The following is a 25,766-nucleotide window of genomic DNA, read 5'->3' as shown; positions in this document are numbered from 1 at the left end:
TGACATTAACCACTAAACGGCGGTTGCGTAGAGCTTTGCTTTGGAAAGTGATCTTTCATCAGAATAAAGCGCCGGAAATGCGGCTTTTGACGTCGTTTTGCTGAAATAATCTGCATATTATGACGCGAAACGACCTCGGGTGCGCAATAAAGTTGATTAAACTCACATTATTCGCTGTTATTTCAGCAGAAGGAAAATAGTTTCATCAGGGAATAATGCCTCCGGCCCTTAATTAACAGGCGTAAAAAACCAGCAAAAATGCGCTCACCTGCTCGACAGCGCACGCGCACTCACGTAGCCTCTTTATTTCCTAAAAAGGATGTTGCTATGTCGTTATCTTTACGTCTCGCCTTAGTGGGTGACTACCGCCCGGACGCTGTTTCGCATCAATCCATTCCCCTGGCGCTGGCGCGCGCCGCGGCGCACCTTGCCATCCCGATTGAGCCTGACTGGATTCCCACCCCGGATTTAGATGATCTGTCCGCCGTTACGCAGCATGATGCCGTCTGGCTGGTGCCCGGCAGCCCCTATAAAAACGATGACGGCGTGTTTAGCATGCTGCGTTGGGTACGGGAAAACGGTAAGCCCTTTCTCGGCTCCTGTGGCGGGTTTCAGTATGCGGTTATCGACTATGCCCGCCACGTATTGGGCTGGGAAGATGCCAGTCATGCCGAAACCAGCGAAACCGGTCGGATGGTGATTGCGCCGCTAAGCTGCTCACTGGTCGAACAGCGAGGGGAGGTCACGTTTGCACCCGGCTCGCGTATGGCCAGCGCCTACGGTGCGCTGACCAGCGATGAAGGTTATCATTGCAATTTTGGCGTGAACCCGGCTTTCAGTGCGGCACTGCAGGGTAAAAACATGCGGATCACGTCCTGGGATCTGAACGGCGATGTACGCGGCATTGAACTGACCGATCATCCTTTCTATGTCGCCACCTTATTCCAGTCCGAACGGGCGGCATTACAGGATAAGGATTCGCCGCTGGTGATGGCCTGGATGCAGGCGGCGCTGGCGCAGCGTCAGCGCTGAACAGTAAAACAGCCTGTGACCAGTCACAGGCTGTTATCCGGGCTTATTCGACCTTATCGGGATATTCACACAGGTCTTCAATCAGGCAGGACCCGCAGCGCGGTTTGCGCGCCACGCAGGTGTAACGACCGTGCAGAATCAGCCAGTGATGGCAGTCGACTTTAAACGCCTTCGGCACGACTTTTAACAGTTTCTCTTCGACCTGCTCGACGTTCTTACCCGGCGCAAAATTCGTCCGGTTGCAGACGCGGAAAATGTGCGTATCCACCGCAATCGTCGGCCAGCCAAAAGCCGTATTCAGCACCACGTTAGCCGTTTTACGGCCGACGCCAGGTAAGGCTTCGAGCGCGGCGCGATCTTCAGGCACCTGACCGCCGTGCTGGTCCAGTAAAATACGGCAGGTCTTAATCACGTTCTCGGCCTTACTGTTGAACAGGCCGATCGTTTTGATGTACTCCTTCACGCCGTCCACGCCCAGCGCCAGCATCGCAGCAGGTGTATTCGCCACCGGGTACAGCTTTGCAGTAGCCTTGTTAACGCTCACGTCCGTCGCCTGAGCCGACAGCAGAACCGCAATCAGCAGTTCAAACGGCGAGGTGAACTGCAGCTCGGTCGTGGGGTGAGGGTTGGCCTGCTGCAGACGACTGAGAATCTCAATGCGTTTCGTCTGGTTCACACGGCTTTTCCCGTGTTGCCCTGCGGCGCATCAAGCGCCGCGTCTTCTGCGCGACGCGCTGCGCGCTGCTTCATTTTCTGATCGATCACATATTTCCCCGCCAGCATCATGCCCAGACCGATAAAGGCACCCGGCGGGAGCATTGCCAGCAGCATTGGCGAGTTAAAATGAATCACGTCAATCCGCAACACTTTAGCCCAGGGACCCAGCAACTGATCCGCACCGTTAAACAATGTGCCGCTGCCGATGATTTCACGGATCGAACCCAGTACCACCATTGCGCAGGTGGCGCCCATACCGATAGCAAAGCCATCCAGTGCGGCAAGGGGAATACTGCTTTTCGAGGCCACGGCTTCAGCCCGGCCCACTACGATGCAGTTGGTCACGATCAGCGGAATAAAAATACCGAGTGACTGATACAGACCGTAGGCGTAAGCGTTAATCAGCATCTGCACGCAGCTTACGACAGAGGCGATGATCATCACGTAGATAGGAATACGGATCTCAGAAGGCACCCAACGACGCGAGGCCGAAATAAAACTGTTTGTCAGGGTCAGCACCAGCGTCGTGGCAAGCCCCAGCCCCAGAGCATTGGTGGCCGTGGCGGTCACCGCCAGCAAAGGGCACAGGCCCAGCAGCTGCACCAGCGCCGAGTTATTTTTCCACAGCCCGCCGACCAGCAGGTTTTTCGCTTCACTCATTGGCGTCTCCACATTCGGGTAACGAAGAGAGTTTCCCTTTCAGGGATTCAATTAACAATGCCGTACGTTTGGTGGCATTTACGACGGCGCGCGGGGTAATGGTGGCACCGGTAAACTGGTCGAATTCGCCGCCATCTTTTTTGACGGCAAACGCTTTGTCATCCGGCCCGGTTACCACTTTGCCATTAAAACTGTTGATCCAGTCAGAAATCCGTAACTCGATTTTGTCCCCCAGGCCCGGCGTTTCATGGTGCTCAATCACCCGCACGCCGAGTACCTTACCGTGAAAATCCGCGCCGACCAGCATCTGAATCGCGCCAGAATAGCCATCCGGGGCAGTGGTTTCCAGGGCGGCGGCCACAGGTTCGTTGTCTTTTCGCGCCAGATAAAGATGATGAGGGCTGGCATTACCCAGTGCCGCATCAGTGACAACGTAACATTCCTGCTGAATGTGGTTATCGTACATATCGGTCGGCACCACCTGATCCAGCAGATTTTTTTGCTGTAACTGCGTCTGGTGCTCAACGGTGGGTTTGGTCACGGTATTTACAACAGCAGTGACGCCGGTGGTGATCGCGGCAAAGAGAGCCAGGGTCACGCCATTCTTGCGTATGGTGTCCAGCATCATTTAATCCTTTTGATGACCGTAAACGCGCGGCTGCGTGTAATAGTCAATCAGCGGTACGCATATATTAGCCAGCAGAACGGCAAAAGCAACGCCGTCCGGGTAACCGCCAAAACTCCGAATGAGCCACACCAGCAGACCAATCAGGGCACCATAAATCAGACGACCACGGTCAGTGGTGGAGGCAGTAACCGGATCGGTGGCGATAAAAAATGCGCCCAGCATCGTCGCCCCGGAAAACAGATGAATCAGCGGACTGTTCAGCGAGGCGGGAGCCAGTAACCAACCGAGCGTGGCGCAGACGGTCAGCGACAGCAACATCGCGGCCGGAATATGCCAGCGAATGGTGTTTTTCCACAGCAGGAATACCCCGCCAAGCAGGTAACCCACGTTAACCCATTGCCAGCCCAGACCGGCCAGAACGCCGCTGTAAATGGGCTGGGCTAACAGTTGCTCTGCACTGTGGCCTGCGCGCAAGCCGGTTTTAAAGGTATCCAGCGGTGTGGCCTGGCTGACACCGTCTACGCCCAACTGCAGTTGCTGTAACGTATCGCCCGCCAGGGTATGACCCGTAAAGATCATGCTCAGCGAGTCCAGCACGCCGGGTTTAATCACCTGTAAGGCTTCTGGCGGCATCCAGCTGGTCATCTGAACCGGAAATGAGATCAGAAGAACGACATAGCCGACCATGGCCGGGTTGAAGGGGTTTTGTCCCAGGCCACCGTACAACTGTTTGGCAATAACAATCGCAAATACCGTACCGACCACCACTAACCACCAGGGGGCCAGAGACGGGATGCTGATCCCCAGCAGAATTGCCGTCAGCAGGGCGGAGTTGTCGGCCAGCTGAGGGGCGACCGGTGTGTTACGCAGGCGCAGGATAGCCGCTTCTGTCAGCAACGCTGTCAGCGAGGCCAACACAACCTGCAATAAGGTTCCCACGCCAAAAAAGTAGCACTGCGCGGCAAAACCAGGCAGCGCCGCCAGGATAACCAGCATCATGATGTTGCCGGTACTGCGGCGGTTATGAGTATAAGGTGAACTTGCGATACGGAACGCCATTTAATCCTCAGGTGTCAATGTCGATTGCGCTTTACGCGCTTTGGCACGGGCGACAGCCGCCGCAATCGCGGCTTTACGCGCATCGGCGGGGTGATCGAGTTCAGGTGCCTCTTCGGCTTCGGCATTGGCATGATTAGCCTGCTCCTGCGCCCTCTCTGCCTGCTCAACGTCCCTGTGCGCTTCGGCCGCCGCGACAGCCGCCTCACGGGACGCGTCTTCTGCCTGCGCCTGCGCGGCAGCGCGCTTTTTCGCTTTGGCACGTTCAATGGCGGCGGCTACCGCGGCTTTACGTGGATCGTCGGATGCGGTGTCGGTCGTCTCAGCGTCAGCCGCCTGGGCGGCTTTCTTCGCTTTGGCACGTTCGACGGCGGCGGCCACCGCGGCTTTACGCGGATCTTCAGATGCGGTGTCGGCCGTCTCAGCGTCAGCCGCCGCCTGGGCAGCTTTCTTCGCTTTGGCACGTTCGACGGCGGCGGTCACCGCGGCTTTGCGCGGATCTTCAGATGCGTTGTCGGCAGTCTCACCGTCAGCCGCCTGGGCGGCTTTCTTCGCTTTGGCACGTTCGATGGCGGCGGTCACCGCGGCTTTGCGCGGATCGTCGGATGCGGTGTCGGCCGTCTCAGCGTCAGCCGCCTGGGCGGCTTTCTTCGCTTTGGCACGTTCGACGGCGGCGGCCACCGCGGCTTTGCGTGGATCCGCCACCGCCGTTTCAGTCGTGTCAGCACTGTCAGGCGTCACCGGTTTTTTCGCTCTGGCACGCGCAATTGCCGCTTCAACCGCAGCCTTGCGTGGATCGGTCGTCTGACGACTCAGTGCCTGGGTTTCCGCCTGTGCCTCAGCCTGCCGTAACCGGGCCTGCGCATGACGTGCCTCGGCAGCGGCATCTTCATTCTCAGCAGATTGTTTCGCTCTGGCGCGGGCTTTTGCCGCAGCCAGTTCTCCGCTTTCGCTGCGGGCTACGCGCTGTTTGGCTTCAGCATGACGTGCTTCACGCGCCTGCTTTTCCCGCTCCAGTCGTGCCTGGCGTGCCTCAAAACGCGCTTTCGCTTCCAGCGTGCGTTTGGCTTCCAGGTCGATGGCGCGCAGCTCAGCTTTTTCCTGACGATAGTACTGCACCAGCGGAATGTTACTCGGGCAGACGTAGGCGCACGCACCACATTCAATGCAGTCATCAATGTGATGGGCACGGGCTTTATCGTGATCGCCCCCCTGGCTATACCAGTACAGCTGCTGTGGCAGCAGGTTGGCCGGACAGGCGTCAGCACAGGCAGAGCAACGAATGCAGGACTGTTCCTGTTGCGTGTTGCCCATCTCAGTGCCGGACGGGGCCAGAATACAGTTGGTGATCTTCACGACCGGCACATCCAGCGACGGCAGGGTAAAGCCCATCAGCGGGCCGCCCATAATGACCATTTGTCCTGGTGAAGGGTGAAAACCGACCTGGTGCAACAGGTGGCTGATTGGCGTCCCTAAGCGGCTCCACACGTTCCGGGGTTGCGCGATGGCTTCACCGGTGAGTGTCACCACGCGCTCGGTGATCGGTTCGCCATTGATAATGGCGCGCTTCACGGCCCATGCCGTACCGACGTTTTGCATCAGCACGCCAATATCCGTAGAGCGACCACCATGCGGCACTTCCATGCCGGTGAGTATTTTGGTCAGCTGCTTAGCGCCGCCGGACGGATATTTCGTCGGGATAACGCGGATCTGTAAATCCCGCTCACCACCCAACGCCTGCTTCAGGGCGGCGATAGCCTCGGGTTTGTTATCTTCGATACCAATCAGCACGCGCTCCGCCTGAAGCACCCAGGCCAGAATGCGGCATCCTTCCAGCACCTCGGCGGCGCAGTCCTGCATCAGACGATCGTCAGCGGTGATGTAAGGTTCGCACTCAGCCGCGTTAATGATCAGCGTGTTGACGCCCTGCAGGCCGCCTTTCAGTTTGGTGGCCGTCGGGAAGCCCGCGCCGCCCAGACCGGCGATGCCGGCATCATGTATGCGTTTAAGAATGGCGCTGCGTTCATGCTGACGGTAGTCCGGAAGCGGGGAGAGCGGCATCCAGCGATCGTCACCGTCAGGCGTCAGAAAAATACACAGCTCTGACAGGCCAGACGGGTGCGCTGTCATGTGCTGAGCGATAGCGTCAATGACGCCCGAGGTGGGCGCATGTACAGGCAGCATTCTGCCCTGTCCAAACGTAAGCGGCTGGCCGCGCAGCACCTTATCGCCAGGGGAAACGCAAATTTCGCCTTCGTGGCCAATATGTTGCTTCAGGGGAATGATAAACTGGTGCGGCAGCGGCAATTCAGCGAGCGGCGTGCCGTTGGACTGGGTTTTCATTTCAGGCGGATGAATCCCGCCCTGAAAATCCCAGATCTTCTCTTTTTTAAAGAAATTAAGCAGATTAAGCATGACTCTCTACCGGGATCACCCGAACAGGAATGGTATTCAGATCCCACTTCCAGTTGGCCGTGGTGGTGGCAACCGGACGCATTTCAATGCAGTCGGTAGGACAGGGGGCAACACACAGATCGCAGCCGGTGCAGACATCGCTCAGCACGGTATGCATGGCGCGCGTGGCACCGACGATGGCATCAACCGGGCAGGCCTGAATGCACTTTGTGCAGCCAATACAGTTTTCTTCGTCAATCCACGCGACGGTACGCACGGGCGCTTTGGCCTCGTCATCGCCATCGATCGGTTGTGGCTCAACATTGAGCAGGGCGGCCAGCTTAAGCATGGTCTGCTCACCACCGGGCGCGCATTTGTTAATGGCTTCGCCATTGTTGCCCACGGCGTCAGCATAGGGGCGACAGCCGGGGTAACCACACTGACCGCACTGGCTCTGCGGCAGCACGGCGTCAATCTGCTCAACAATGGGATCTTCTTCGACTTCAAAGCGGCGTGACGCGTAACCCAGCAGGGCACCAAAGACCAGGCTCAGGGCGCTCAGTACCGCCACCGCTATCCAAATTGCACTCATCAGAATTTCACCAGACCTGTAAAGCCCATAAAGGCCAGTGCCATCAGCCCCGCGGTGATCAACGCAATAGAATTCCCTTTGAAGGGGGCCGGGACATTCGCCAGCACCAGACGCTCACGCATCCCGGCAAATAACACCATCACCAGCGAGAAGCCCAGCGAGGCGCTGAATCCATACAGCGCCGCCTGAAGAAAGGTGTGATTCAGGTTAACGCTCAACAGGGGGACGCCCAGTACCGCACAGTTTGTCGTGATCAACGGCAGGAAAATACCCAGCAGGCGATACAGCGATGGGCTGGTTTTGCGCACCACCATTTCGGTGAACTGAACGACAACCGCGATCACCAGGATATAAGCCATGGTCCGCAGATACACTAAGTCCAGCGGAACCAGAATGAGGTGATTCACCAGCCACGCGCAAATGGAGGCCAGCGTAATCACAAACGTGGTGGCGAGGCCCATGCCAATGGCCGTTTCCAGCTTTTTGGAAACGCCCATAAACGGGCAAAGGCCGAGAAACTTCACCAACACGAAGTTGTTCACCAGCACTGTGCCAACAAAAAGGAGAAGATAATCGGTCATTTTTTCGCCTGAATACCAGAAAGCGGCTTATTATCATTGATAAAGCGCTGCATCACAACTCCATCGCATTATTGCCAGCCGCCAACCGCACTCAGAATTAAACTCTTGACGAAAACAGCAGCGTTATCGCTGAGTAAATGTCGCTTTTACCCGCGCGGAACGTTTGAAATAGGGAACAAAAACGGCGGCGGCGGCCAGTGAGAGTAGCAAAGTCTGCAACGCGCGTGCATCAGACACCGGCGTAAAGGCAAAGGTTTTCAGCGCCAGCAAAACGGTGATCAGCAACCACACGATATAGTGGCGCGGCAGACGGTGCGAACGTTTAAAGAACATCCACACAACCCACATGCTGTAAGCCCACAATGCGGTGGCGGTCAATAATGAAATGGCCCAATAGCCCGTCACCAGCGAACGGTGGTTAAACAAGGTTTCGCGCCATTGCGCATCAAACAGTGGCGTCAGATACATGGCCATCACCAGCGCGGTGGTCAGCAGCGTCATCAGCAACCATGCCAGTGGCAGTAAAAGCCAGCCGCCAATACGTGGGGCGGTCATCGGGGTCGTCATTGCGGTTCATCCTGTTTCAACGTCGTCAGCGGGTCAGAATAGCATGTTAAGACAGACGCAAACCAACAGTGAAAACAGGAGGGCGGGAACAGGGGAGATGCGCGGGATTACACCACGTAGCGCCAGACTGACTTTGGTACGCAGCCCAGGTCGAACAAGCGGCCACCCGATGCGAGTTCGGCACGACGATGGTCGGCTGCCCGGTACATATTGATAATGTCTTTGTCGTCCGACAGCGAATAATTCAGATGGTCATACAGTTTTTCAAGACTTTCAAGGTTATTCACTTTGCGAAATTTTAACAGGTAATCGTGCGCAGTCATTTTTGTCATAACGAATCAATAAGAAAGAAGGCCAAGTATAGGGAGCCGCTTAACGCTGTCCAGTTCCGCGGATGAAAAAAAGCAAAAATCAGACAAACGTGGGGCATAGCTCGCTAAAGGTGAATTTTATCAGGTTTTGAATAGTCGCCATAATCCTGTCGCTGTAAAGCGGTGCATCCAGACCCAACCTAAAAGAATCATTTCTGAGTCACAAGTCACTTTTTATCTGCTTTTATGTACGAATCGATTGTGTATAACTGCGATTCAGGGCCGGATAACAACATAACCAGGATAAACCTCAGGCCAGTGCGGTCAGCGGAATCGTTTCATGCCGGAGACAGGGGATTTCTGTGTGTGCTGGAAATCACAAAACAGACTTTTCCCGGGGCTGAAAACGGGATGGCTCATTCTGTACGCCTGGCTGTAATCGTTTTCAGCAGTGTCACACTTAAGCGATTCTGTTTATTACATTTATTTAACGTAAGTTGAAAAAAGACACAGGCGTTTTGTCCATAAGCCCACGCTGAGAGCATTCCGTTAATCAACGTAACCCCTTTAAATCGCTCAGTTTTGTGAGGCGTGTCGCCCTAATCTGCCCTTTTTTACGTCAGGCTACACAGGCACTTTACCCTGTACAGCAAACGCCCTTCAGAGGAAGAAAAACTATGTGGAAACGTTTACTCCTGACGACAATGGTCAGCGCCGCATTAAGTGGCTCAGTGTTAGCGGCGGAAATGACAGTGGGATTCTCACAGGTAGGCTCAGAATCCGGCTGGCGTTCGGCTGAAACCAATGTCGCAAAAAGCGAAGCCAAAAAACGCGGCATTAATTTAAAGATCGCCGATGGTCAACAGAAACAAGAGAATCAGATTAAAGCCGTGCGCTCCTTTATCGCGCAGGGCGTGGACGCCATCTTTATTGCGCCTGTTGTGCAGACGGGCTGGGAGCCGGTATTAGAAGAAGCCAAAGATGCCAAAATCCCGGTATACCTGCTGGACCGCGCCATCGTCGTAAAAGATAACTCGCTGTATCAGGCCGTTGTCACCGCCGATAACGTTCTGGAAGGCAAGCTGATTGGTGACTGGCTGGTAAAAACCGTCGGCGATAAAAAATGTAATGTCGTAGAGCTGCAAGGCACGGTTGGCGCGAGCGTCGCCATCGATCGTAAAAAAGGCTTTGCTGAAGCGATCAGTGGCCACCCGAATATTAAAGTGATTCGCTCTCAGTCTGGCGACTTTACCCGCAGTAAAGGGAAAGAAGTCATGGAAAGTTTCATCAAGGCCGAGAACAACGGCAAAAATATCTGCATGGTTTATGCCCATAACGACGATATGGCCATCGGGGCCATTCAGGCGATCAAAGAAGCCGGTCTGAAACCGGGCAAAGATATTCTGACCGGATCGATCGATGGTGTGCCGGATATCTACAAAGCGATGCTGGCCGGGGAAGCCAACGCTAACGTCGAGCTGACGCCAGATATGGCCGGCCCGGCCTTTGACGCGCTGGAAAAATTCAAAAAAGACGGCACCCTGCCACCCAAAATTATCCGAACCGAATCAAAACTCTTTTTACCTGCTGACGCGCAGGCCGAGTTAGACAAGAAAAAGAACATGGGTTACTAAGCCGCAGGCCGCCCTTCGGGGCGGTCTTCTTTGATGTAGGGCGGAGTTGACAGCATGACGACACACAATGAATCACCTCTTTTAGCCATCAACGGCGTCAGTAAAGGTTTTCCCGGCGTGAAAGCGCTGGACGATGTCTCTTTCAGCCTGCGCAAAGGCGAAATCATGGCGCTGTTAGGTGAGAACGGCGCAGGCAAATCAACCCTGATCAAAGTGCTGACCGGCGTGTACACCCGCGACAGCGGCACGATTACGTTAAACGGTCAGGCCATTTCGCCGCGCAGTACTGCTGAAGCACAGAAAATCGGTATCGGCACGGTCTACCAGGAAGTGAATATGCTGCCGAATATGTCGGTGGCCGATAATCTGTACATTGGGCGCGAGCCGCGTCGGTTCGGCATGATTGATCGTAAGCGCATGGTGCGCGAGGCGGATGCCCTGATGCGCAAATACGGTTTTGTGCTGGACGTCACGCGGCCGCTTGGTCATTACTCCGTCGCGATGCAGCAGATTATTGCGATCTGCCGGGCGGTGGATCTCTCCGCCCAGGTATTAATCCTCGATGAACCCACCGCCAGTCTGGATGCCAGCGAAGTGGAAATGCTGTTCACCCTGATGACAGAGTTAAAACATCGCGGGATGAGCCTGATCTTCGTCACCCATTTTCTGGACCAGGTTTACCGCATTACCGATCGCATTACCGTTCTGCGCAACGGCAAGTTTATTGCCACGCACGACACCGCTACGCTGCCGCAAATTGATCTGGTCAAACTGATGATTGGCCGGGAACTGATGGCGACCGCGCTGCAGCGTCAGGGCAGTACGCTGAAGAGCAACCAGCCGGTCGTGTCATTCGAAGATTATGGTAAGAAGGGCACGATCGAACCCTTCACGCTTCAGGTCCGGCCCGGTGAAGTGGTCGGGCTGGCAGGCTTGCTGGGTTCGGGGCGGACCGAAACCGCAGAGGTGCTGTTTGGCATTCGCCGCGCCGATCGCGGCACGGCAAAAATCAAAGGCAGGGTTGAATCGATCCGAACGCCCGCGCAGGCTTCCCGTCTCGGGATGGGCTTTTGTCCGGAAGACCGAAAAACCGACGGAATTATCGGGGCGGCTTCTGTCCGCGAGAACATCATTCTGGCGTTACAGGCGCAGCGCGGCTGGCTGCGCCCGATCAAGAAACGCGAGCAGCAGGCGATTGCCGAGCGTTTTATCAAAAGCCTGGGCATTCGCACACCGCATGCGGAGCAGCCCGTCGAGCTGTTGTCGGGCGGAAACCAGCAAAAGGTGCTGTTGTCTCGCTGGCTGGTGACAAAACCGCAGTTCCTGATTCTGGATGAACCCACGCGCGGCATTGACGTGGGCGCACATGCCGAAATTATCCGCTTAATTGAATCGTTATGTGCAGATGGGCTGGCGCTACTGGTCATTTCCTCGGAGCTGGAAGAACTGGTGGGCTATGCCGATCGCGTCATCATTATGCGCGATCTGAAACAGGTAGCAGAAATCCCCCTCGAGGCACTTTCTGTGGCGGCAATCGTTAACGCCATTGCTGATGGAGGTACGCAGCATGCTTGAATCACCGGTTACCCCGACCCGGGCGGCACGTCGCACGTTCAGGCTGCCGCCAGGCATGCCGCAACTTATCGCGCTGTTGCTGGTGCTGGTTGTCGACAGCCTGGTTGCCACGCATTTCTTCGCCATCCATTTACAGGATGGCCGGTTGTTTGGCAGCCCGATTGATATCCTCAACCGGGCTGCGCCAGTAGCCATACTGGCCGTTGGCATGACCTTAGTGATTGCCACAGGCGGGATTGATTTATCGGTCGGCGCCGTTATGGCGATTGCCGGCGCGACGGCGGCCACGCTGACCGTGGCGGGCCACAGCGTGCCGTTTATTATTCTGGTCACGGTGGCCAGCGGGCTGGCCTGCGGGCTGTGGAACGGCATTCTGGTTGCGTTGTTACGCATACAGCCATTTGTGGCGACGCTGATTTTGATGGTGGCCGGGCGCGGCATCGCCCAGTTAATTACGCAGGGACAGATCGTGACGTTTAACAACGACAGCCTGGGCTGGTTCGGCAACGGCGCGCTCTGGCTGTTGCCGGTGCCGGTCTGGATCACGATTGCGGTCGCGCTGCTGGTCTGGCTGCTGGTGCGTAAAACGGCCCTTGGGTTGTTTATCGAAGCCGTCGGGATCAACCTGCGCGCTGCGCGTAATGCGGGCGTGAATGGCTGGCTGGTTGTGATGTCCACCTATGCCATCAGCGGAATCTGCGCAGCGGTGGCGGGGCTGATTGTGGCGGCCGATATTCGCGGGGCCGATGCGAACAACGCGGGGCTGTGGCTGGAGCTGGACGCCATTCTGGCGGTGGTGATTGGCGGTGCCTCGCTGATGGGCGGGCGATTTAACATTCTGCTGTCGCTGATGGGGGCACTGATTATTCAGGCGATGAATACCGGTATTTTACTGTCGGGCTTTCCGCCGGAACTTAATCAGGTGGTGAAGGCGGTGGTGGTGATGTGTGTACTGCTGCTGCAATCCCCGCGCTTTATTGCGATGTTTAAACGGAGACGTGCATCATGATTAAACGTCATCTGCCTTTAATGATTACGCTGCTGGTGTTTGTACTCGGCTATCTGTTTTGCCTGAGCCAGTTTCCCGGTTTTGCCTCGACGCGGGTCATCTGTAATATTCTGACGGATAACGCGTTTCTGGGCATTATCGCGGTGGGCATGACCTTTGTGATTCTGTCGGGCGGCATCGATCTGTCTGTGGGGGCCGTCATCGCGTTTTCTGGCGTCTTCCTGGCCAAAGTCATCGGCGATTATCACCTTAATCCGCTGGTGGCCTTTGCCCTGGTCCTCTGCATGGGGGCGCTGTTTGGTGCGATGATGGGCTGGCTAATCGACGCACTCAAAATCCCTGCGTTTATTATTACGCTGGCGGGCATGTTTTTCCTGCGTGGATGCAGCTATCTGGTCTCCGAAAACTCCATTCCGATTGATCATCCGCTGTACGCCACGCTTTCCGGCCTGGCCTGGAAAGTGCCGGGCGGCGGGCGGCTCAGTTTGTTGGCGTTGATCATGTTGCTGGTGGTTGTAGGCGGGATGATTCTGGCACACCGCACCCGGTTCGGTAATCAGGTGTACGCCATCGGGGGCAATATGACTTCCGCGCAGCTGATGGGCGTTTCAACCCGCGCCACGACCATCAAAATCTATATGTTGTCGACCACGTTAGCCTCGCTGGCGGGTATTGTGTTTTCCATCTACACCTCTGCGGGTTATGCGCTGGCCGGGCTGGGCGTTGAGCTGGATGCCATCGCCTCTGTCGTCATCGGGGGAACCCTGCTGTCCGGTGGTGTAGGGACCCTTCTCGGCACGTTATTTGGCGTCCTGATTCAGGGGCTGATTCAGACCTGGATTAACTTCGACGGCACGCTCAGTTCCTGGTGGACCAAAATCGCCATTGGCATCCTGCTGTTTGCCTTTATCGCCCTGCAACGGTTACTCACCGTAATGTGGGACAGGCAGCAGAATGCACCGGTGAAGCGGCTGAGTTGACGTCAGGCAGGTGCATGAGAAAGCGGCGCTGCGGCGCCGCTTTTGTCGGTGTCGGGCAGGGAAGAGGGACGCGACGAACCAGCGGCAACCTTATCGTCATCTCAGGCGCGGGCATCAACGATGAGGGCTCGGGCGCAGGGGGAATAAGCCCGCACGGCCGCCGGGCTCTGTCTTTGAAACCGCCGCGCCGGTACCCGACGCGGTAAGGTTATTAAAAGCTCGTCCAGCCGTCGTCGGCATTGTCCGCCTTCGTGGTAACCGCCTTCGTCTGGCGTGGAGACATGGCCGTGGGCGCGACACCGGCCGTCGCCACCGTGGTCGCCGGAGAACCCAGGCTGAACACGGAAACGGCCTGTAACAGCATGTCGGCCTGTTCTTTCAGACTGGATGCGGCAGACGCGGATTCTTCCACCAGTGACGCATTCTGCTGTGTGGTGCTGTCCATTTCTGTCACGGCGGTGCCCACTTGCTCAATGCCACGCGCCTGTTCGGCACTGGCAGTGGTAATCTCTTCTACCGTATCTGTCAGTTTGCCCACAGCAGACAGAATGCCTGACATGGTTTCAGACGCGTGAACGACCAGTTCATTTCCCTGGCCTACGCTTTGGGCGTTTGCCGCGATCAGCTGGCGAATTTCACCGGCTGCGGTGGCGCTGCGCTGTGCCAGCGATCGCACTTCACTGGCGACGACCGCAAAGCCTTTGCCGTGCTCGCCTGCACGGGCGGCTTCCACCGCGGCGTTAAGCGCAAGGATATTGGTCTGGAAAGCGATCCCGTCGATAACGGCGGTGATTTCAGCGATACGGCCGGAGCTGTCGCTGATGGATTTCATGGTGCCGGTGATCGCCTCTGTCGCGTCACTGCCTTTATTGGCCACTTCACGCACACTGACCGCCAGTTGCCCCGCCTGACGGGCATTGTCGACGTTATTTTTGACCGTCATACCCAACTGCGTCATCGTTGCGGCGGTCTGTTCCAGCGAGCTGGCCTGTTCTTCGGTACGTTGTGAAAGCTCTGCATTACCCTGAGCAATCTGTGTGCTGGCCGAGGCAACACTCTCCGCGTTTTTCCTGACCAGGCTGACCGTATTGATTAGCGAATCCTGCATTTCGCGGATGGCGGACAACAGTTTGCCCGTTTCATCTTTACCCGTGGTTACGACGACACCACTCAGATCGCCGTGGGACACGCGATAGGCGGCCTCAACCGCTTCTTTCAGTGGACGTGTAATACTGCGGGTGATAATCGCGGCGGATATGGCGGCCAACAGCAGCGCAACAATCCCGGCAATAATGAGTATCATCAGCGCATCGGCGCGATCTTCCCCCGATTTGTCGGCCGCGTATTTCATGCGCGCTTCCTGAAACGTCTGCATCTCTTTCAGCGACGCCATGAAGTCACCCTGCGTCTGGTAACGGGGGCCAAAAAGCAGCTGCGTCGCCTCATCACTTTTTCCCTGCTGAGCCAGCGCGACAACCTCATCGATAAAAGGCAGGAACAGGGCTGAGCGGGCGTTCAGTTGGTCAAAAATCGCTTTGCCCTGAGACGTGCTGACCTGTTTGCCCATCTGCGCGATCAGCGTATCCACTTCATGACGTTCCCCACGGTAATCACTTATGGCTTTCTCTCTTTTCGTCACGTCTTTAAGAAGAATGGCATTTCGTGCCAGACGGCTCATATCAGAGGTGTAATAGCGCAACGCAGCAGACGAGGAGGATTTGCTGTAGAGCGCGCCCGAGATCTCATCATTGGCGTTGCCGAGTGAGTTAATTTTTATCACGCCGATCAGGACCATAAAAATAACCAGCAGCGCCATAAAGCCGAAGGCGGCCCCAAGCCGTATTCCAATTCTGATGTTGTTCATATGCATTCCATAGTGTCAGGCCCCGGCATGAACGAGCCCGATGGGCGAGCTGATGCGAAAATGTTTTACGTAAAGGTCGGAAGGTGATCGGTATAAAATTTTGTAAGGTTAACTATCGCCAGTCGTGGTATCGGCATTATTCGGCAAAGGCTTTAGGTGAAATATTCACTTTGAGTAACATTTACTCAAGTAAATAATTTGTTAAATAAAGCACGGCTGAGTGGCGGTCTTATGGCCTCGTGCGGCGCATCGTCAGAACGAGACCGCTAAAAGCCGTGACAGGCGTAAACTGCCAGGTTCAGAAAGGACGTAACCCGTCGGGTGAGGAAAAAACGTGTCTGTGTCGATATGGCCGCCAGACAGCAGCGGTAGCGGGCGCAAAACGGCCGGACAGGGCGCGGACCCACACCGCAACGAAACAGACGGAAAGGCGGTTCAACGGTTGATGTCTCAGGTAACGCCCGTGCACAGGCCCGTTACTTGCCTATTCCCAGCTGCAGTTTCCGTTGGCAATTTCGCTCAACGGTTCTTCTCGCCACGGCCAGGGGTGCCTGAGCACCACGCGGCTGGCGAATTTGGCAATGCCGATTTCGTCGTCCAGCAGCCGCGCCATTAAATCCTGAAACCGGTAAAGGTTGGGGGCGATGATTTTCAACAGATAATCGTAGCCGCCGCTGATGTTGTAGCACTCGACAATCTCCCGATACTGACGGGCACCGGTTTCAAACCGCAGGAAATCAGCAGGGTAATGACTCGCCAGGGTGATCTCGGAGAACACCACCAGATTGCAGCCCAGTTTATTCAGTGAAATCCGGGCGGCATAACCGGCGATAATGCCGCTCTGCTCCAGACGGCGGGTTCGCGCCAGACAGGGACTGGGGCTGAGGTTTATTGCCTCAGCCAGTTCGACAATCGAACAGCGCCCCTCGCGTTGCAGATGCTCAAGTATCCGGATATCGGTGCGGTCAGGGAGCCTGGCATGTGACATAGATGGCGTATTCTCTCAGGTTGAATGGCCCATGCGTGCTGCGGTGGCGTCCGTCAACGCCTGGTCGAGCACGTCGATTATTATTTCCGCCTGTTCGGCCGTCAACACCAGAGGAGGACGGATCTTCAATACGTTATGGCCCATGGCGCAGGCACTCAGCAATACGCCTTTTTGCCGCATCCGGTTCACCACCTGACTGGTCAGCCAGCGGTCGGCTGCGCGGCTCTGCCGATCAGAAACCAGTTCCACGCCGACAAACAGGCCCGCCCCCCGGACATCGCCGATGGCTTCGTGCCGGTGGCTCAGGCCGCGAATGCCTTCCAGCAGCCTGTTCCCGGTTTCACGCGCATGCGCAATCAGTCCCTCTCGCTCAATGGTATCCAGCACCGCCAGGGCCGCCGCGCAGGAAACAGTATTACCGGCAAAGGTATTGAAGTAGCGGGAGCGCTGCCCAAACTCCGCCAGCACGTCGGCTGTGGCCAGTAAACCGGCAACAGGCTGACCGTTGCCCATGGGTTTGCCCAGCGTCACGATATCCGGTCTGAGTCCGTGACGTTGAAAACCCCACATGTTTTCGCCCGTGCGGCCAAAGCCGGGCTGGACTTCATCGGCGATAAACAGGCCGCCAGCCTGCCGGATGGCGTTCACCGCGCCGTGCAGGAAGCCGGTCGGGCCGGGCAGGATCCCGTCGCTGGTAAAGAGTGAATCCACGATCAACGCAGCAGGCTGAATGCCGTGACGTTGCAGATCGGCAATGGCCATTTCCACATCCTGGGTAAAACGTTCGCTCAGATCGACACCGTCGGCGTGATAGGCGCGCGGGGCAGGGACCAGCCGAACATGCGGCCCCAGATCGACGCTTTTGCCCAGCGAGGGTGAGAACTGTGAGACGGCGTCCGTAATGCCATGATAGGCGGTTTCGGTCACAATAATTCCGGTGCCACCGGTCCGGATTTTGGCAATACGAAAGGCCAGATCGTTGGCTTCACTGCCCGTGCAGGTCAGCATCAGGTGAGCCAGGTGGGTTTCAGGTACCGTCGCCAGCAGGCGCTCAGCCAGGGTCAGAATCGTGTCATGCAAATAGCGCGTGTTGGTGGCCAGCGTTTTGACCTGATTGCAGATGGCGTCCGTCACCGCCGGATGGCAGTGCCCCAGCGATGTCACGTTGTTATACACATCCAGATAGCGGCGCCCTTCGGGATCGAACAGCCAGGCACCCTCACCGCGCACGATGTGCAGAGGATGTTCATACATCAGGCGATAGGCCGGGCCCAGCAACGCATCGCGGCGGTCAATCATCGCCGCGGTCACCGGGTCAACATCGGCCTGCCCGGGGATATAGGCATTAACCATATTCAGGTCGGTGGTGCTTTTCATGAAAGTCTCCCGTATCAGAGTTCGGCCAGCAGGCGATCACGTGCCGTGTCGCGGGACAGGTCTGCCAGCATCGACAGCGCCTCCCAGGCGGCAGGATTGTGACGCATGATGTAAGCGCGGTTATGTGGATAGCGGGCCGCGCGCCATTCGGTAATCAGAACAGTAATCAGATGACGCGTCGCCATCAGGTCGGTGACAAGAGCCTGTTCCAGATCGGTGAGCGGCAGGGTTTTGTGGTAGGCACCGACGAACTGCGCAGCCCCTGCGAAGGGATCGTCACAGCCGGTCATCTGAAAGGCCGCGGCAGTGGCCACTTCGCCTACCAGCGGTGCATAGATCATGTCGCCAAAGTCAATGATGCCAGTGAGACGCTCCTGTTCATCTGGCGCAACCAGCACGTTATACAGGTGATAATCGTTATGGATCACCTGCGCCCGCAGCGAGCCAAGACGCGGCAATACCTGGGTGGTGAAGCGCATCATAAATTTTTCTGCGAGGCGACGCCGTGCCGGATCGATGACTGCCTCCAGTTTGTCCATCAGGCGATGCGCGGCGGAAACATTCCACAGCAGATCGTGGCGGGCGGCCGGATGTGAAAAACCCTGCAACGCCAAATCCAGCCGGCCCAGACAGCACGCCATGGCCCGACGCTGTGCGGGGGTAGGTTGGGTATCCCTGACCTGAGTGCCCTCCAGCCAGCTCAGCATACGAACCAGCGTGGTGCTCCCTGCTGGTAACGTGACAGCGTCACATTTCTTACCCGCTGATGTGCGCACGACGCGCGGTGTGGGCAGATCCGGTGCTACCTCGGCGATATGCTCAAGCGCGGCGATCTGGAAATCGACAATCGCCTTCGCTTCGGCGGGATTACTGATTTTCAGGACAAAACGCGTACCGGTCCGGGTTTCAATGCAGCAGTTCTGGTCGCGTTCGCTTGCCAGCGGCTGCACAACGGTATCCGTCATACCGTACCGCTCTGCCACTAACGCCTGTACGGCAGATAACGACAGCGCAGGCGCGGCGGTATTCAGGGCGACAGCCTGATGTGTCTCAGTTTCAGACATGATGTTTCCCTGCCGTTGAAGAGATTACAGGCCCAGCAGGCCGGGAAGCTGGCGGAAGTCGGTCAGGCGGTTCACACCGTAACCGTCAATGGCCGGCTCATGACCGCGATCGATAAACGCCCTGGCCATAAAGCCCAGATCGCACGCTGTCATCAGGTCATAACGAAAACTGGATGAACAGTGCATCATCTGTTCGGGGCCGCAGCCCAGTTGGTCGAACATATACTCAAAGATCCGGGCACGCGGCTTGTAGGCCTGGGCTTCTTCGGCGGTGTACACCGCATGAAAGGGCGCGCCGAGACGGGTAACGCTGTGCGGGATCAGGTCGATCATGGAATTGGATAAAATCACTAACGGAATATGCTGTGCTATCGTCGTCAGCGTCTCAACCACATGCGGATGAGGTTGCCAGCTGGCCACGGCAGCATAAAGCGTCTGCGCATCGCTTTCCTGATAGACGACGCCATGGGCATGACAGGCGCGCTGAAGCGCATTTTCAATCACCTGGTAAAATGGTTTCCAGGCACCCAGCACCTCATCAAGCCGGTAGAAACGAAAATGCGCCAGGAAAGTCGCCATGTGCGCTTCGCTGACCCGATCGGCATAAATGCCCTTTGCCGTTGGGCCCATTTCGAAATTGATTAGCGTGCCATAGCAATCAAAGCTGATAAATTTTGGCCTGAAAATCATTTGCTTAACCTCTTTCATGTGGATGAAAGAAGTATATCGCGCGACACAAACACATAATTTCTTATTACCGCGACAAAGAAGGGGTTTTTGCTCAATTGCGGCCGCTTTACGGCATCGGGCCGGGTGGTGTGGAAGATCCTCACTGACGGGGCAGGCTGAAACGGCGGGACCGGACGTAATGATGCCCAAAAACGTAGTGCGTACGGGCATTGTGTTTTACACTGCGCGCTGCAAAAATTAAGGTGATAAACGATTAAACAGGCGACAATGGCGATGAACGGTACAATTACTACCTGGTTTCAGGATAAAGGCTTTGGTTTTATTAAAGATGAAAACGGCGATAACCGTTATTTTCATGTCATCAAAGTTGCCAATCCTGACCTGATTAAAAAAGATGCCTCGGTCACGTTCGAACCTACGACGAATAATAAAGGGCTGTCAGCGTTTGCGGTGAAAGTCCTGCCGGAGAGTAAATACATTTATATTGCGGGTGAGCGCATCAAACTTACCGCGATTAAATCTTACGTTGTTTTCAGTGAAGACGTTCCGGCAGATGCAGGGATTGATAAAGAAAACACGGTGCTGTCGGTGGGAATACTGATGAATAATATCCGACCCAAATCAGCGCAAAAGACGAAAGCGATGCGCACCCTGAAAAAACTGGCGATCACGACCTTTCAGGGCGCAACCTTAATCTTCACGGAAGATGAGATTGATATTGACGCTACCGTCAAAATGCTCAAAGTCTGATGCCCGATAACGCCGCTGGCCCGCGGGGACGACGGCCTGGCCGACAAGGCGATGTTCATGGAGCGAGGTCATGCGCCGCCAGCAGCGCCGTTATGACGCACCTGCCACGCGCCGCAGATCCGTACCTGACCTCGCGCTTTCCGCCTGTCTGCCGACGCAAAAAGGCGGGGCGGTAACGCCTCAGGCTCACTTCTACACCCTAATTTCACCGATGCAGAGACGACCATGACAAAACTCACTCTTCAGGAGCAGTTATTAAAAGCGGGACTGGTAACCAGTAAAAAAATGGACAAGGTCCAGAGAACCGCGAAAAAATCACGCGTGCAGGCGCGCGAAGCGCGAGAAGCCGTAGAAGAAAACAAAAAAGCGCAGATCGAGCGGGACAGGCAGCTCAGCGAACAGCATAAACAAGCGGTGCTGGCGAAAGAGTATAAAGCGCAGGTGAAGCAGTTAATTGAAATGAACAGAATCGTCGTGGCAAAAGGTGAGATCGGTTTTAACTTCACGGATAACAACCTGATTAAAAAAATCATGGTCGATAAACCTGTGCAGACCCAACTGATTAACGGTCGCCTGGCCATTGCCCGTCTGATGGCAGAAAACAGCGACGAGCCGCACTACGCGATTATTCCGGCCAGCGTCGCGGATAAGATCGCGCAGCGCGATCCCGACAGCATTGTCTTAAACAGCGCACTCAGTCAGGACGCGCAGGAAGAGGACGATCCTTATGCCGATTTCAAAGTGCCAGACGATTTGATGTGGTAATCCACGCGACATCAGCCGCTTCAGACCGCCTCCGCCTGGTCGCGGGGCGCAGAATAACCGCATGGCGTTTTACCCCTAAAACGGACTGTCATGACGGGCCTGAATCGCGTCTCCGCTGACAGGATGGTTAAAATGCAGCTCGCTGGCATGCAGCATCAGTCTGGGTGCCCGTGCGCTGTGCGGCGGCAGACCGCCATACCACTCACAGCCTAAAATAGGGTGCCCCAGGTGCTGACAGTGAATACGCAGCTGGTGAGTGCGACCGGTTTCAGGACGTAACTGCACCCGCGTGACCGGCAGAGACGGCCCGTCATCTGGGACATACGTAAAACGCGCCAACACCTGATAGCGCGAGCGCGCTGGTTTGCCGGTGCGTGCGCAAATCGCCATCAACGGAAACTGCTTCGCAATCGGCGCATCCACTCTTCCCTCATCGTGTTCAACGTGGCCGCAAAGTAGCGCGGTGTAAACTTTGCTGACGCTTCGCTGACTGAACTGCGCGCACAGGGCGGCATTGATCGCCTTATTACGGGCAATGACCATCAGCCCGGAGGTGCCGAAATCCAGCCGGTGAACCAGGGTACAACCGGGAAAGCGCGCTGCCAGCCGGAAATGGACCGAGTCCTGATTTTTCGGGTGCCTGCCGGACAGGCTCAGCAGCCCGCTGGGTTTGTTAATCAGCAGCAGGTGCGCGTCCTCATAGAGGATCGCGATCGCCTCATGGCAGGGCGGCGCAATAAAATCGTCGAACAGGGCAGACATCAGGCAGCCTCAAAGGGAAGCGGGCGCGGATAGTAACCCATTTTCCGCCCGCAGGCGAATCACGCCAGGCGCAGGATAAGCCCGCGCACGCTGCGTTAGTTAATGCCGGTCACAGCGGCTAACGGCTGATAGCCAGCGCGGTGATCGCTGGCGTGCTTACCGGCAGGCCGGACGTCATCGGTTCACTGCGGGGATCTGACCAGATCAGCACGGTTGCGGGCACCGCGCCAGTAAGCTCCGGGCGTGACACGCTGTTCACCGCCTTGTTGCAGGCGGGAACAGACATCACGACAGGGCGCGACAGACCAGGCGCATCCTGCCAGCTAACCGGGCCCGCGCCACAACAGGCTGCATTATCTTTCCGTCTTTCCCTGGCGCTGGCAGCGACACAGCCGGTTACGGGGCGTCAAAAAAGGTTAATAAAAAATACCTAAAGGTTTTTCATGAATACCCGTTATAGATAAATGCAGTGTGATCATTATAACTGCATAAAAAATAACGATTTAGGGCGACTGAATAAAGGGAATGGCATTCATGATGAACAAAATTATCGTTACGGGCACGCTGGCTTTACTCTTTCTGACGGGATGTGCGGAGAATAAAAATACGCATTTGATCAAGGCGGAGAACGGCAGTTCACTAACCGTCAACACGATTTTCGCACCTACCGATATGAATAATAATACCTACGCGGATGTTAAACTGCGCCAGGTCACGCCGGCCCGAGCCGGGACAGGAATGGGAATAGCGGTACTGAGTGCCGTGCTGGGGGGCGGCATCAGCACGGGTTCATTTGATAAGAATAACTACAAGGGCAGTGATATTGACAGCATGCCGGAACCTACCGCCGCGTATTTCACGCCCAAAGCCGACGTCAAAATCCAGCAATGGCTGAATAAAAATGGCGGGGGTTATGCTTACACACAACCCTTGTTCATTGCTGCCTCAAAATGGTCGCTGGTGTACACCGATATGTCGTCCGGCAACAGTAACTACGATTTAACGTATCGGGTCCTGTTTTATAAACGTCCGGAAGGCGGCACGATCCTGAGTCCCTATGTGGTTTCGGAATGTGAACCCGCGCATGTCACCGCACCGCTGAATGACTGGACGGCCAACCATTACGCCAAAGTCACGCAGGTGACGCAAAAGATGATGGATGCCTGCCTGCTGGAGCTGGATAATCAACTGCCACGCTTACTGAAAAAATAGTGAGCAGTACGGCCTGTTTTAACCGGCAGGCCGTGCAACAAGCGCCTTAGTCTCCGCTGTAAATCCGTCTCCCAACGTCCTTTATCCGCTGCGCCATAAAGATAATGACCACAGCAATTAATTTTCAGGCCGCGCCTGCCGATAATCTAATCACAACTCTGAACGGAGGGCGTTTCGATGTCTGAACTTAAACTGTCTTTATCTGCGGATGATACGCGCACACTGATCATTCGTGCAGGTTTTATGCTGCGTAATTTACGTAACAGCCTACGTGAACTGGGCTACGATCAAATTCTGTCAGAGGTCGCGGGCGGGATCCCGGATGCCCGCGCGCGTCTGGGCTATGTGGTGACTATGACCGAAAATGCGGCCAGTGAGGTACTGGGCTGCGTGGAGCTGACACAGCCTGCGCAGACAACGCTACAGGATACGGCGGAAAGTCTGCTGGCGCGCTGGAACAGCACGGCTATCACACCGGAAAACGAGGGCGCGGCACGGGCGCTGGCGGAAGAAACGCGCACATGGCTTGGCACAGTGCCGCAGTTAACCGGTTTCACCCGTCAGCAACTTCAGGCGGTGATGATGGCTCAGGGTTTCCAGGACCTGACGGGCCAGATTATCCAGCGCATGACGAAAATGCTGAACGAGCTGGAAGTCCACCTGGTTCAGGTGCTGAGGGATAACGTGCCCGCACAGCCTGTGGCCAAAGTGGCCAGTCCACCGGCTGCTGCACAGCCATCAGAGAGCCCGTCAGCCTCGCAGGATGACGTGGACGATTTGCTCGCCAGCCTGGGACTCTAAGGCTGGACTCGCTCTCTTTAAGACCGATCTCTTCCGGCATACTAAAGGGTTGCCTGCGCCATTCGTCAGGCAGGGGGGCGACCTCTCAGCGATACCGCCCACCGGCGCCTTTTTCGCAACACCGACGGCATAGCGGGACAGATTTCTTCTCCCGTTTTGCCAGCCGCACCGCGCATCCTGGCGCGGTACTGTCAACGGCGGCAGTCGCGTATGCCTGCCTGGCCGTCGGCTGTCAGGGCTTGCGCTGACATAAACATCCCCACACAGAACGGCGATCCGCTGCTTCGCGAAAGAATAAAAATGCTATAAATAACAGTTAATTGCATTTGGCTGTCTCGGGCCATATGCATGCTGGCAGGGCTTTTTTGCCGACAGGTCAGTCAATTGTTAAAAAATTTCATAAACTAATGTGCGCAATGACTTCATTCGTAGATAACCGGGAACACAACGGTTACTGATTTTAGTGACTTATCCGACAACTCAGGTTGCTGACGGACTATAAGGGGAAATGATGCCATTACTTATTGGGGAGTTATCGGGTGCGCCAACATGGATACCTGCTGTATTGCTCGTCACGCTTTCATTTATCGTGGGCTTTCTGGCCCGGTTTATTTTTCTCAGGTTCATCCGCTTCTGGCAGAACCGGGACCGAAAACTGTTCAAATCACTGGAAAAGCACCTGCGCGGTTCGCTGTTTCTGTTTATCCCCTTGGTGTTGATCAATATCGGCATTAACTACATCGATCTGCGTCCTGAAACCGTGGCGTTTATCACCTCCACCGCCAATATCTTTATCATTTTATCGATTTGTTCCATTTTGATTCGGTTGACCAATGTGGCGCAGGATATGCTTTTCATTCGCTACGATATCAATCTGTCGAACAATCTGCGTGCCCGTAAGATTCGCACGCAGTTAATTTATGTGAAAAAAGTGGCCATCGTGATCCTGGTCTCGCTGAGTCTGTCGATGATCTTGCTCAGCTTTCCCGGCGTGCGTAAATTCGGCACGACCATCCTGGCCGGTGCGGGCGTCGCAGGCATCATCATCGGTTTTGCGCTGCAAAAGTCGCTGGTTAACCTGTTTGCCGGTATTCAGATTGCCTTTACCCAGCCAATCAAAATTGATGACGCTGTTGTGGTGGAAAAAGAGTGGGGCTGGATAGAGGAGATCAATCTGACGTATGTGGTCGTGCGTATCTGGGATCTCCGTCGGCTGGTGCTGCCGATTACCTATTTCACGGAAAACGCCTTCCAGAACTGGACGCGCAACAACGCGCAAATCCTGGGCTCGGTGTTTCTGTATGTGGATTACTCCCTGCCGCTTGAGCCGCTGCGTCAGCATTTCGAGAAAGTGCTCAGTGAAACCAAACTCTGGGATCAGCAAACCCAGGTGCTTCAGGTCACCGACACCTCTGAAAAAACCATGACAATCAGATTATTAATGACGGCACAAAATTCGCCCACCGCCTGGGATTTGCGCTGCTACGTGCGGGAAAAAATGATCGAATTTATTCAGCAGAACTACCCGCAGAGCCTGCCGCATGTCAGGGCAACGCTGACTGAGACGGACTCGCGCTGACGCCAGGGGTTCTCACGTCTGTATTGAGGCAGGAGGCTGGCTCACCCGTGTGGGGCAAACGGGCGTGGGGCAAGGAAAGTGTGGCGTTAAGCCACAGGCGGGCGCGACGTCTGGACTGCATTGACACGCCGGTCTCAGGGACGGTCAGCGACACCGCTGCGTGCGGGGCGGTGGCGTT

At 55.9% G+C, this 25,766-nt stretch carries 26 protein-coding genes; 10 read left to right on the top strand and 16 right to left on the bottom strand.

Features of this window, described 5'->3' with window-relative positions:
- Nucleotides 1–327: 327 nt before the first annotated feature.
- On the top strand, nucleotides 328–1,032 hold the full coding sequence (locus C1N58_RS08665) for a CTP synthase C-terminal region-related (seleno)protein (protein ID WP_039340525.1): 705 nt from the start codon (nucleotides 328–330) through the stop codon (nucleotides 1,030–1,032).
- A gap of 43 nt (nucleotides 1,033–1,075) precedes the next feature.
- Here the strand turns inward: C1N58_RS08665 and nth are convergent, their stop codons facing one another.
- From nth to ydgT, 9 genes are all read right to left on the bottom strand, one after another.
- A complete protein-coding gene (nth, locus tag C1N58_RS08660; RefSeq protein WP_006119017.1) occupies nucleotides 1,076–1,708 on the bottom strand; it encodes an endonuclease III in 633 nt (210 codons plus the stop codon).
- Nucleotides 1,705–2,409: an electron transport complex subunit E gene (locus C1N58_RS08655; protein ID WP_054633871.1), complete on the bottom strand. Its 705-nt coding sequence runs from the start codon at nucleotides 2,407–2,409 to the stop codon at nucleotides 1,705–1,707. The genes nth and C1N58_RS08655 overlap by 4 nt, the downstream gene beginning before the upstream one ends.
- Complete coding sequence (rsxG, locus tag C1N58_RS08650) at nucleotides 2,402–3,034, bottom strand: electron transport complex subunit RsxG (protein ID WP_054633959.1); 633 nt, start codon at nucleotides 3,032–3,034, stop codon at nucleotides 2,402–2,404. The genes C1N58_RS08655 and rsxG overlap by 8 nt, the downstream gene beginning before the upstream one ends.
- Before the next feature lie 3 nt (nucleotides 3,035–3,037).
- Nucleotides 3,038–4,096 (bottom strand): electron transport complex subunit RsxD, encoded by a 1,059-nt coding sequence (gene rsxD, locus C1N58_RS08645; protein ID WP_006119020.1) that lies wholly within the window; start codon nucleotides 4,094–4,096, stop codon nucleotides 3,038–3,040.
- Nucleotides 4,097–6,508 carry an electron transport complex subunit RsxC gene (rsxC, locus tag C1N58_RS08640; protein WP_394564799.1) on the bottom strand — a complete coding sequence of 804 codons (2,412 nt, stop codon included), beginning with the start codon at nucleotides 6,506–6,508 and terminating at the stop codon, nucleotides 4,097–4,099.
- The gene (gene rsxB, locus C1N58_RS08635; protein WP_033741239.1) at nucleotides 6,501–7,079 is read right to left on the bottom strand and encodes an electron transport complex subunit RsxB; all 579 of its coding nucleotides are present in this window, start codon (nucleotides 7,077–7,079) and stop codon (nucleotides 6,501–6,503) included. The genes rsxC and rsxB overlap by 8 nt, the downstream gene beginning before the upstream one ends.
- Entirely contained in the window at nucleotides 7,079–7,660 is a 582-nt protein-coding gene (gene rsxA / locus C1N58_RS08630; protein WP_013025663.1) for an electron transport complex subunit RsxA, read from the bottom strand. The genes rsxB and rsxA overlap by 1 nt, the downstream gene beginning before the upstream one ends.
- A 123-nt stretch (nucleotides 7,661–7,783) precedes the next feature.
- Complete coding sequence (locus tag C1N58_RS08625) at nucleotides 7,784–8,227, bottom strand: DUF2569 domain-containing protein (protein WP_033741245.1); 444 nt, start codon at nucleotides 8,225–8,227, stop codon at nucleotides 7,784–7,786.
- A gap of 107 nt (nucleotides 8,228–8,334) precedes the next feature.
- Nucleotides 8,335–8,550 (bottom strand): transcription modulator YdgT, encoded by a 216-nt coding sequence (gene ydgT, locus C1N58_RS08620; RefSeq protein ID WP_033741248.1) that lies wholly within the window; start codon nucleotides 8,548–8,550, stop codon nucleotides 8,335–8,337.
- A 665-nt stretch (nucleotides 8,551–9,215) separates the two neighbouring features.
- Here ydgT and ytfQ point away from each other — a divergent pair.
- From ytfQ to yjfF, 4 genes are read left to right on the top strand one after another with little or no spacing between them, the layout of a single operon-like run.
- A complete protein-coding gene (gene ytfQ, locus C1N58_RS08615; protein ID WP_033741249.1) occupies nucleotides 9,216–10,172 on the top strand; it encodes a galactofuranose ABC transporter, galactofuranose-binding protein YtfQ in 957 nt (318 codons plus the stop codon).
- 54 nt (nucleotides 10,173–10,226) lie between these two features.
- Nucleotides 10,227–11,747, top strand: coding sequence for a sugar ABC transporter ATP-binding protein (locus C1N58_RS08610; protein WP_283786844.1), 1,521 nt, complete (start codon nucleotides 10,227–10,229; stop codon nucleotides 11,745–11,747).
- The gene (gene ytfT, locus C1N58_RS08605) at nucleotides 11,740–12,756 is read left to right on the top strand and encodes a galactofuranose ABC transporter, ATP-binding protein YtfT (protein WP_054633867.1); all 1,017 of its coding nucleotides are present in this window, start codon (nucleotides 11,740–11,742) and stop codon (nucleotides 12,754–12,756) included. Before C1N58_RS08610 ends, ytfT begins: the two co-directional genes overlap by 8 nt.
- Nucleotides 12,753–13,736, top strand: coding sequence for a galactofuranose ABC transporter, permease protein YjfF (gene yjfF / locus C1N58_RS08600; protein ID WP_033741251.1), 984 nt, complete (start codon nucleotides 12,753–12,755; stop codon nucleotides 13,734–13,736). Before ytfT ends, yjfF begins: the two co-directional genes overlap by 4 nt.
- A gap of 211 nt (nucleotides 13,737–13,947) precedes the next feature.
- Here yjfF and C1N58_RS08595 read toward each other — a convergent pair whose 3' ends face one another.
- The 5 genes from C1N58_RS08595 to C1N58_RS08575 form a co-directional block, all read right to left on the bottom strand.
- On the bottom strand, nucleotides 13,948–15,600 hold the full coding sequence (locus C1N58_RS08595; RefSeq protein WP_394564798.1) for a methyl-accepting chemotaxis protein: 1,653 nt from the start codon (nucleotides 15,598–15,600) through the stop codon (nucleotides 13,948–13,950).
- A gap of 484 nt (nucleotides 15,601–16,084) precedes the next feature.
- Complete coding sequence (locus C1N58_RS08590; RefSeq protein ID WP_033741252.1) at nucleotides 16,085–16,588, bottom strand: Lrp/AsnC family transcriptional regulator; 504 nt, start codon at nucleotides 16,586–16,588, stop codon at nucleotides 16,085–16,087.
- A gap of 15 nt (nucleotides 16,589–16,603) precedes the next feature.
- On the bottom strand, nucleotides 16,604–17,965 hold the full coding sequence (locus C1N58_RS08585) for an aspartate aminotransferase family protein (protein WP_054687794.1): 1,362 nt from the start codon (nucleotides 17,963–17,965) through the stop codon (nucleotides 16,604–16,606).
- A gap of 14 nt (nucleotides 17,966–17,979) precedes the next feature.
- Nucleotides 17,980–19,029, bottom strand: coding sequence for a phosphotransferase (locus C1N58_RS08580; protein ID WP_394549499.1), 1,050 nt, complete (start codon nucleotides 19,027–19,029; stop codon nucleotides 17,980–17,982).
- A gap of 24 nt (nucleotides 19,030–19,053) precedes the next feature.
- Nucleotides 19,054–19,719, bottom strand: coding sequence for a haloacid dehalogenase type II (locus tag C1N58_RS08575; protein WP_039340502.1), 666 nt, complete (start codon nucleotides 19,717–19,719; stop codon nucleotides 19,054–19,056).
- Between the two features lie 267 nt (nucleotides 19,720–19,986).
- Here C1N58_RS08575 and C1N58_RS08570 point away from each other — a divergent pair, with 267 nt between their 5' ends.
- Nucleotides 19,987–20,469, top strand: a complete 483-nt coding sequence (locus tag C1N58_RS08570; RefSeq protein WP_033741260.1) for a cold-shock protein — start codon at nucleotides 19,987–19,989, stop codon at nucleotides 20,467–20,469.
- Between the two features lie 225 nt (nucleotides 20,470–20,694).
- Nucleotides 20,695–21,234, top strand: a complete 540-nt coding sequence (locus tag C1N58_RS08565; protein ID WP_039340501.1) for a DUF2058 domain-containing protein — start codon at nucleotides 20,695–20,697, stop codon at nucleotides 21,232–21,234.
- A gap of 75 nt (nucleotides 21,235–21,309) precedes the next feature.
- Here C1N58_RS08565 and C1N58_RS08560 read toward each other — a convergent pair whose 3' ends face one another.
- Nucleotides 21,310–21,996: an RluA family pseudouridine synthase gene (locus C1N58_RS08560; RefSeq protein ID WP_394564797.1), complete on the bottom strand. Its 687-nt coding sequence runs from the start codon at nucleotides 21,994–21,996 to the stop codon at nucleotides 21,310–21,312.
- Nucleotides 21,997–22,114: 118 nt separating this feature from the next.
- Nucleotides 22,115–22,246 carry a hypothetical protein gene (locus C1N58_RS08555; protein WP_394549496.1) on the bottom strand — a complete coding sequence of 44 codons (132 nt, stop codon included), beginning with the start codon at nucleotides 22,244–22,246 and terminating at the stop codon, nucleotides 22,115–22,117.
- 287 nt (nucleotides 22,247–22,533) lie between these two features.
- On the opposite strand from C1N58_RS08555, the gene C1N58_RS08550 reads away from it, so the two are divergent.
- The 3 genes from C1N58_RS08550 to C1N58_RS08540 all read left to right on the top strand — a co-directional run bounded on the left by C1N58_RS08550 (nucleotide 22,534) and on the right by C1N58_RS08540 (nucleotide 25,588).
- Nucleotides 22,534–23,208 (top strand): hypothetical protein, encoded by a 675-nt coding sequence (locus C1N58_RS08550; protein ID WP_253274972.1) that lies wholly within the window; start codon nucleotides 22,534–22,536, stop codon nucleotides 23,206–23,208.
- 177 nt (nucleotides 23,209–23,385) lie between these two features.
- Nucleotides 23,386–24,009: a protein phosphatase CheZ gene (locus tag C1N58_RS08545; RefSeq protein ID WP_039340497.1), complete on the top strand. Its 624-nt coding sequence runs from the start codon at nucleotides 23,386–23,388 to the stop codon at nucleotides 24,007–24,009.
- Nucleotides 24,010–24,520: 511 nt separating this feature from the next.
- On the top strand, nucleotides 24,521–25,588 hold the full coding sequence (locus tag C1N58_RS08540; RefSeq protein ID WP_033741268.1) for a mechanosensitive ion channel family protein: 1,068 nt from the start codon (nucleotides 24,521–24,523) through the stop codon (nucleotides 25,586–25,588).
- Nucleotides 25,589–25,766: the final 178 nt, after the last annotated feature.

The organism is Pantoea sp. SGAir0180 (genome assembly GCF_043546245.1).
Note: the sequence above shows the minus strand (reverse complement) of the source record. Positions and strands in the feature narration are given on the sequence as shown.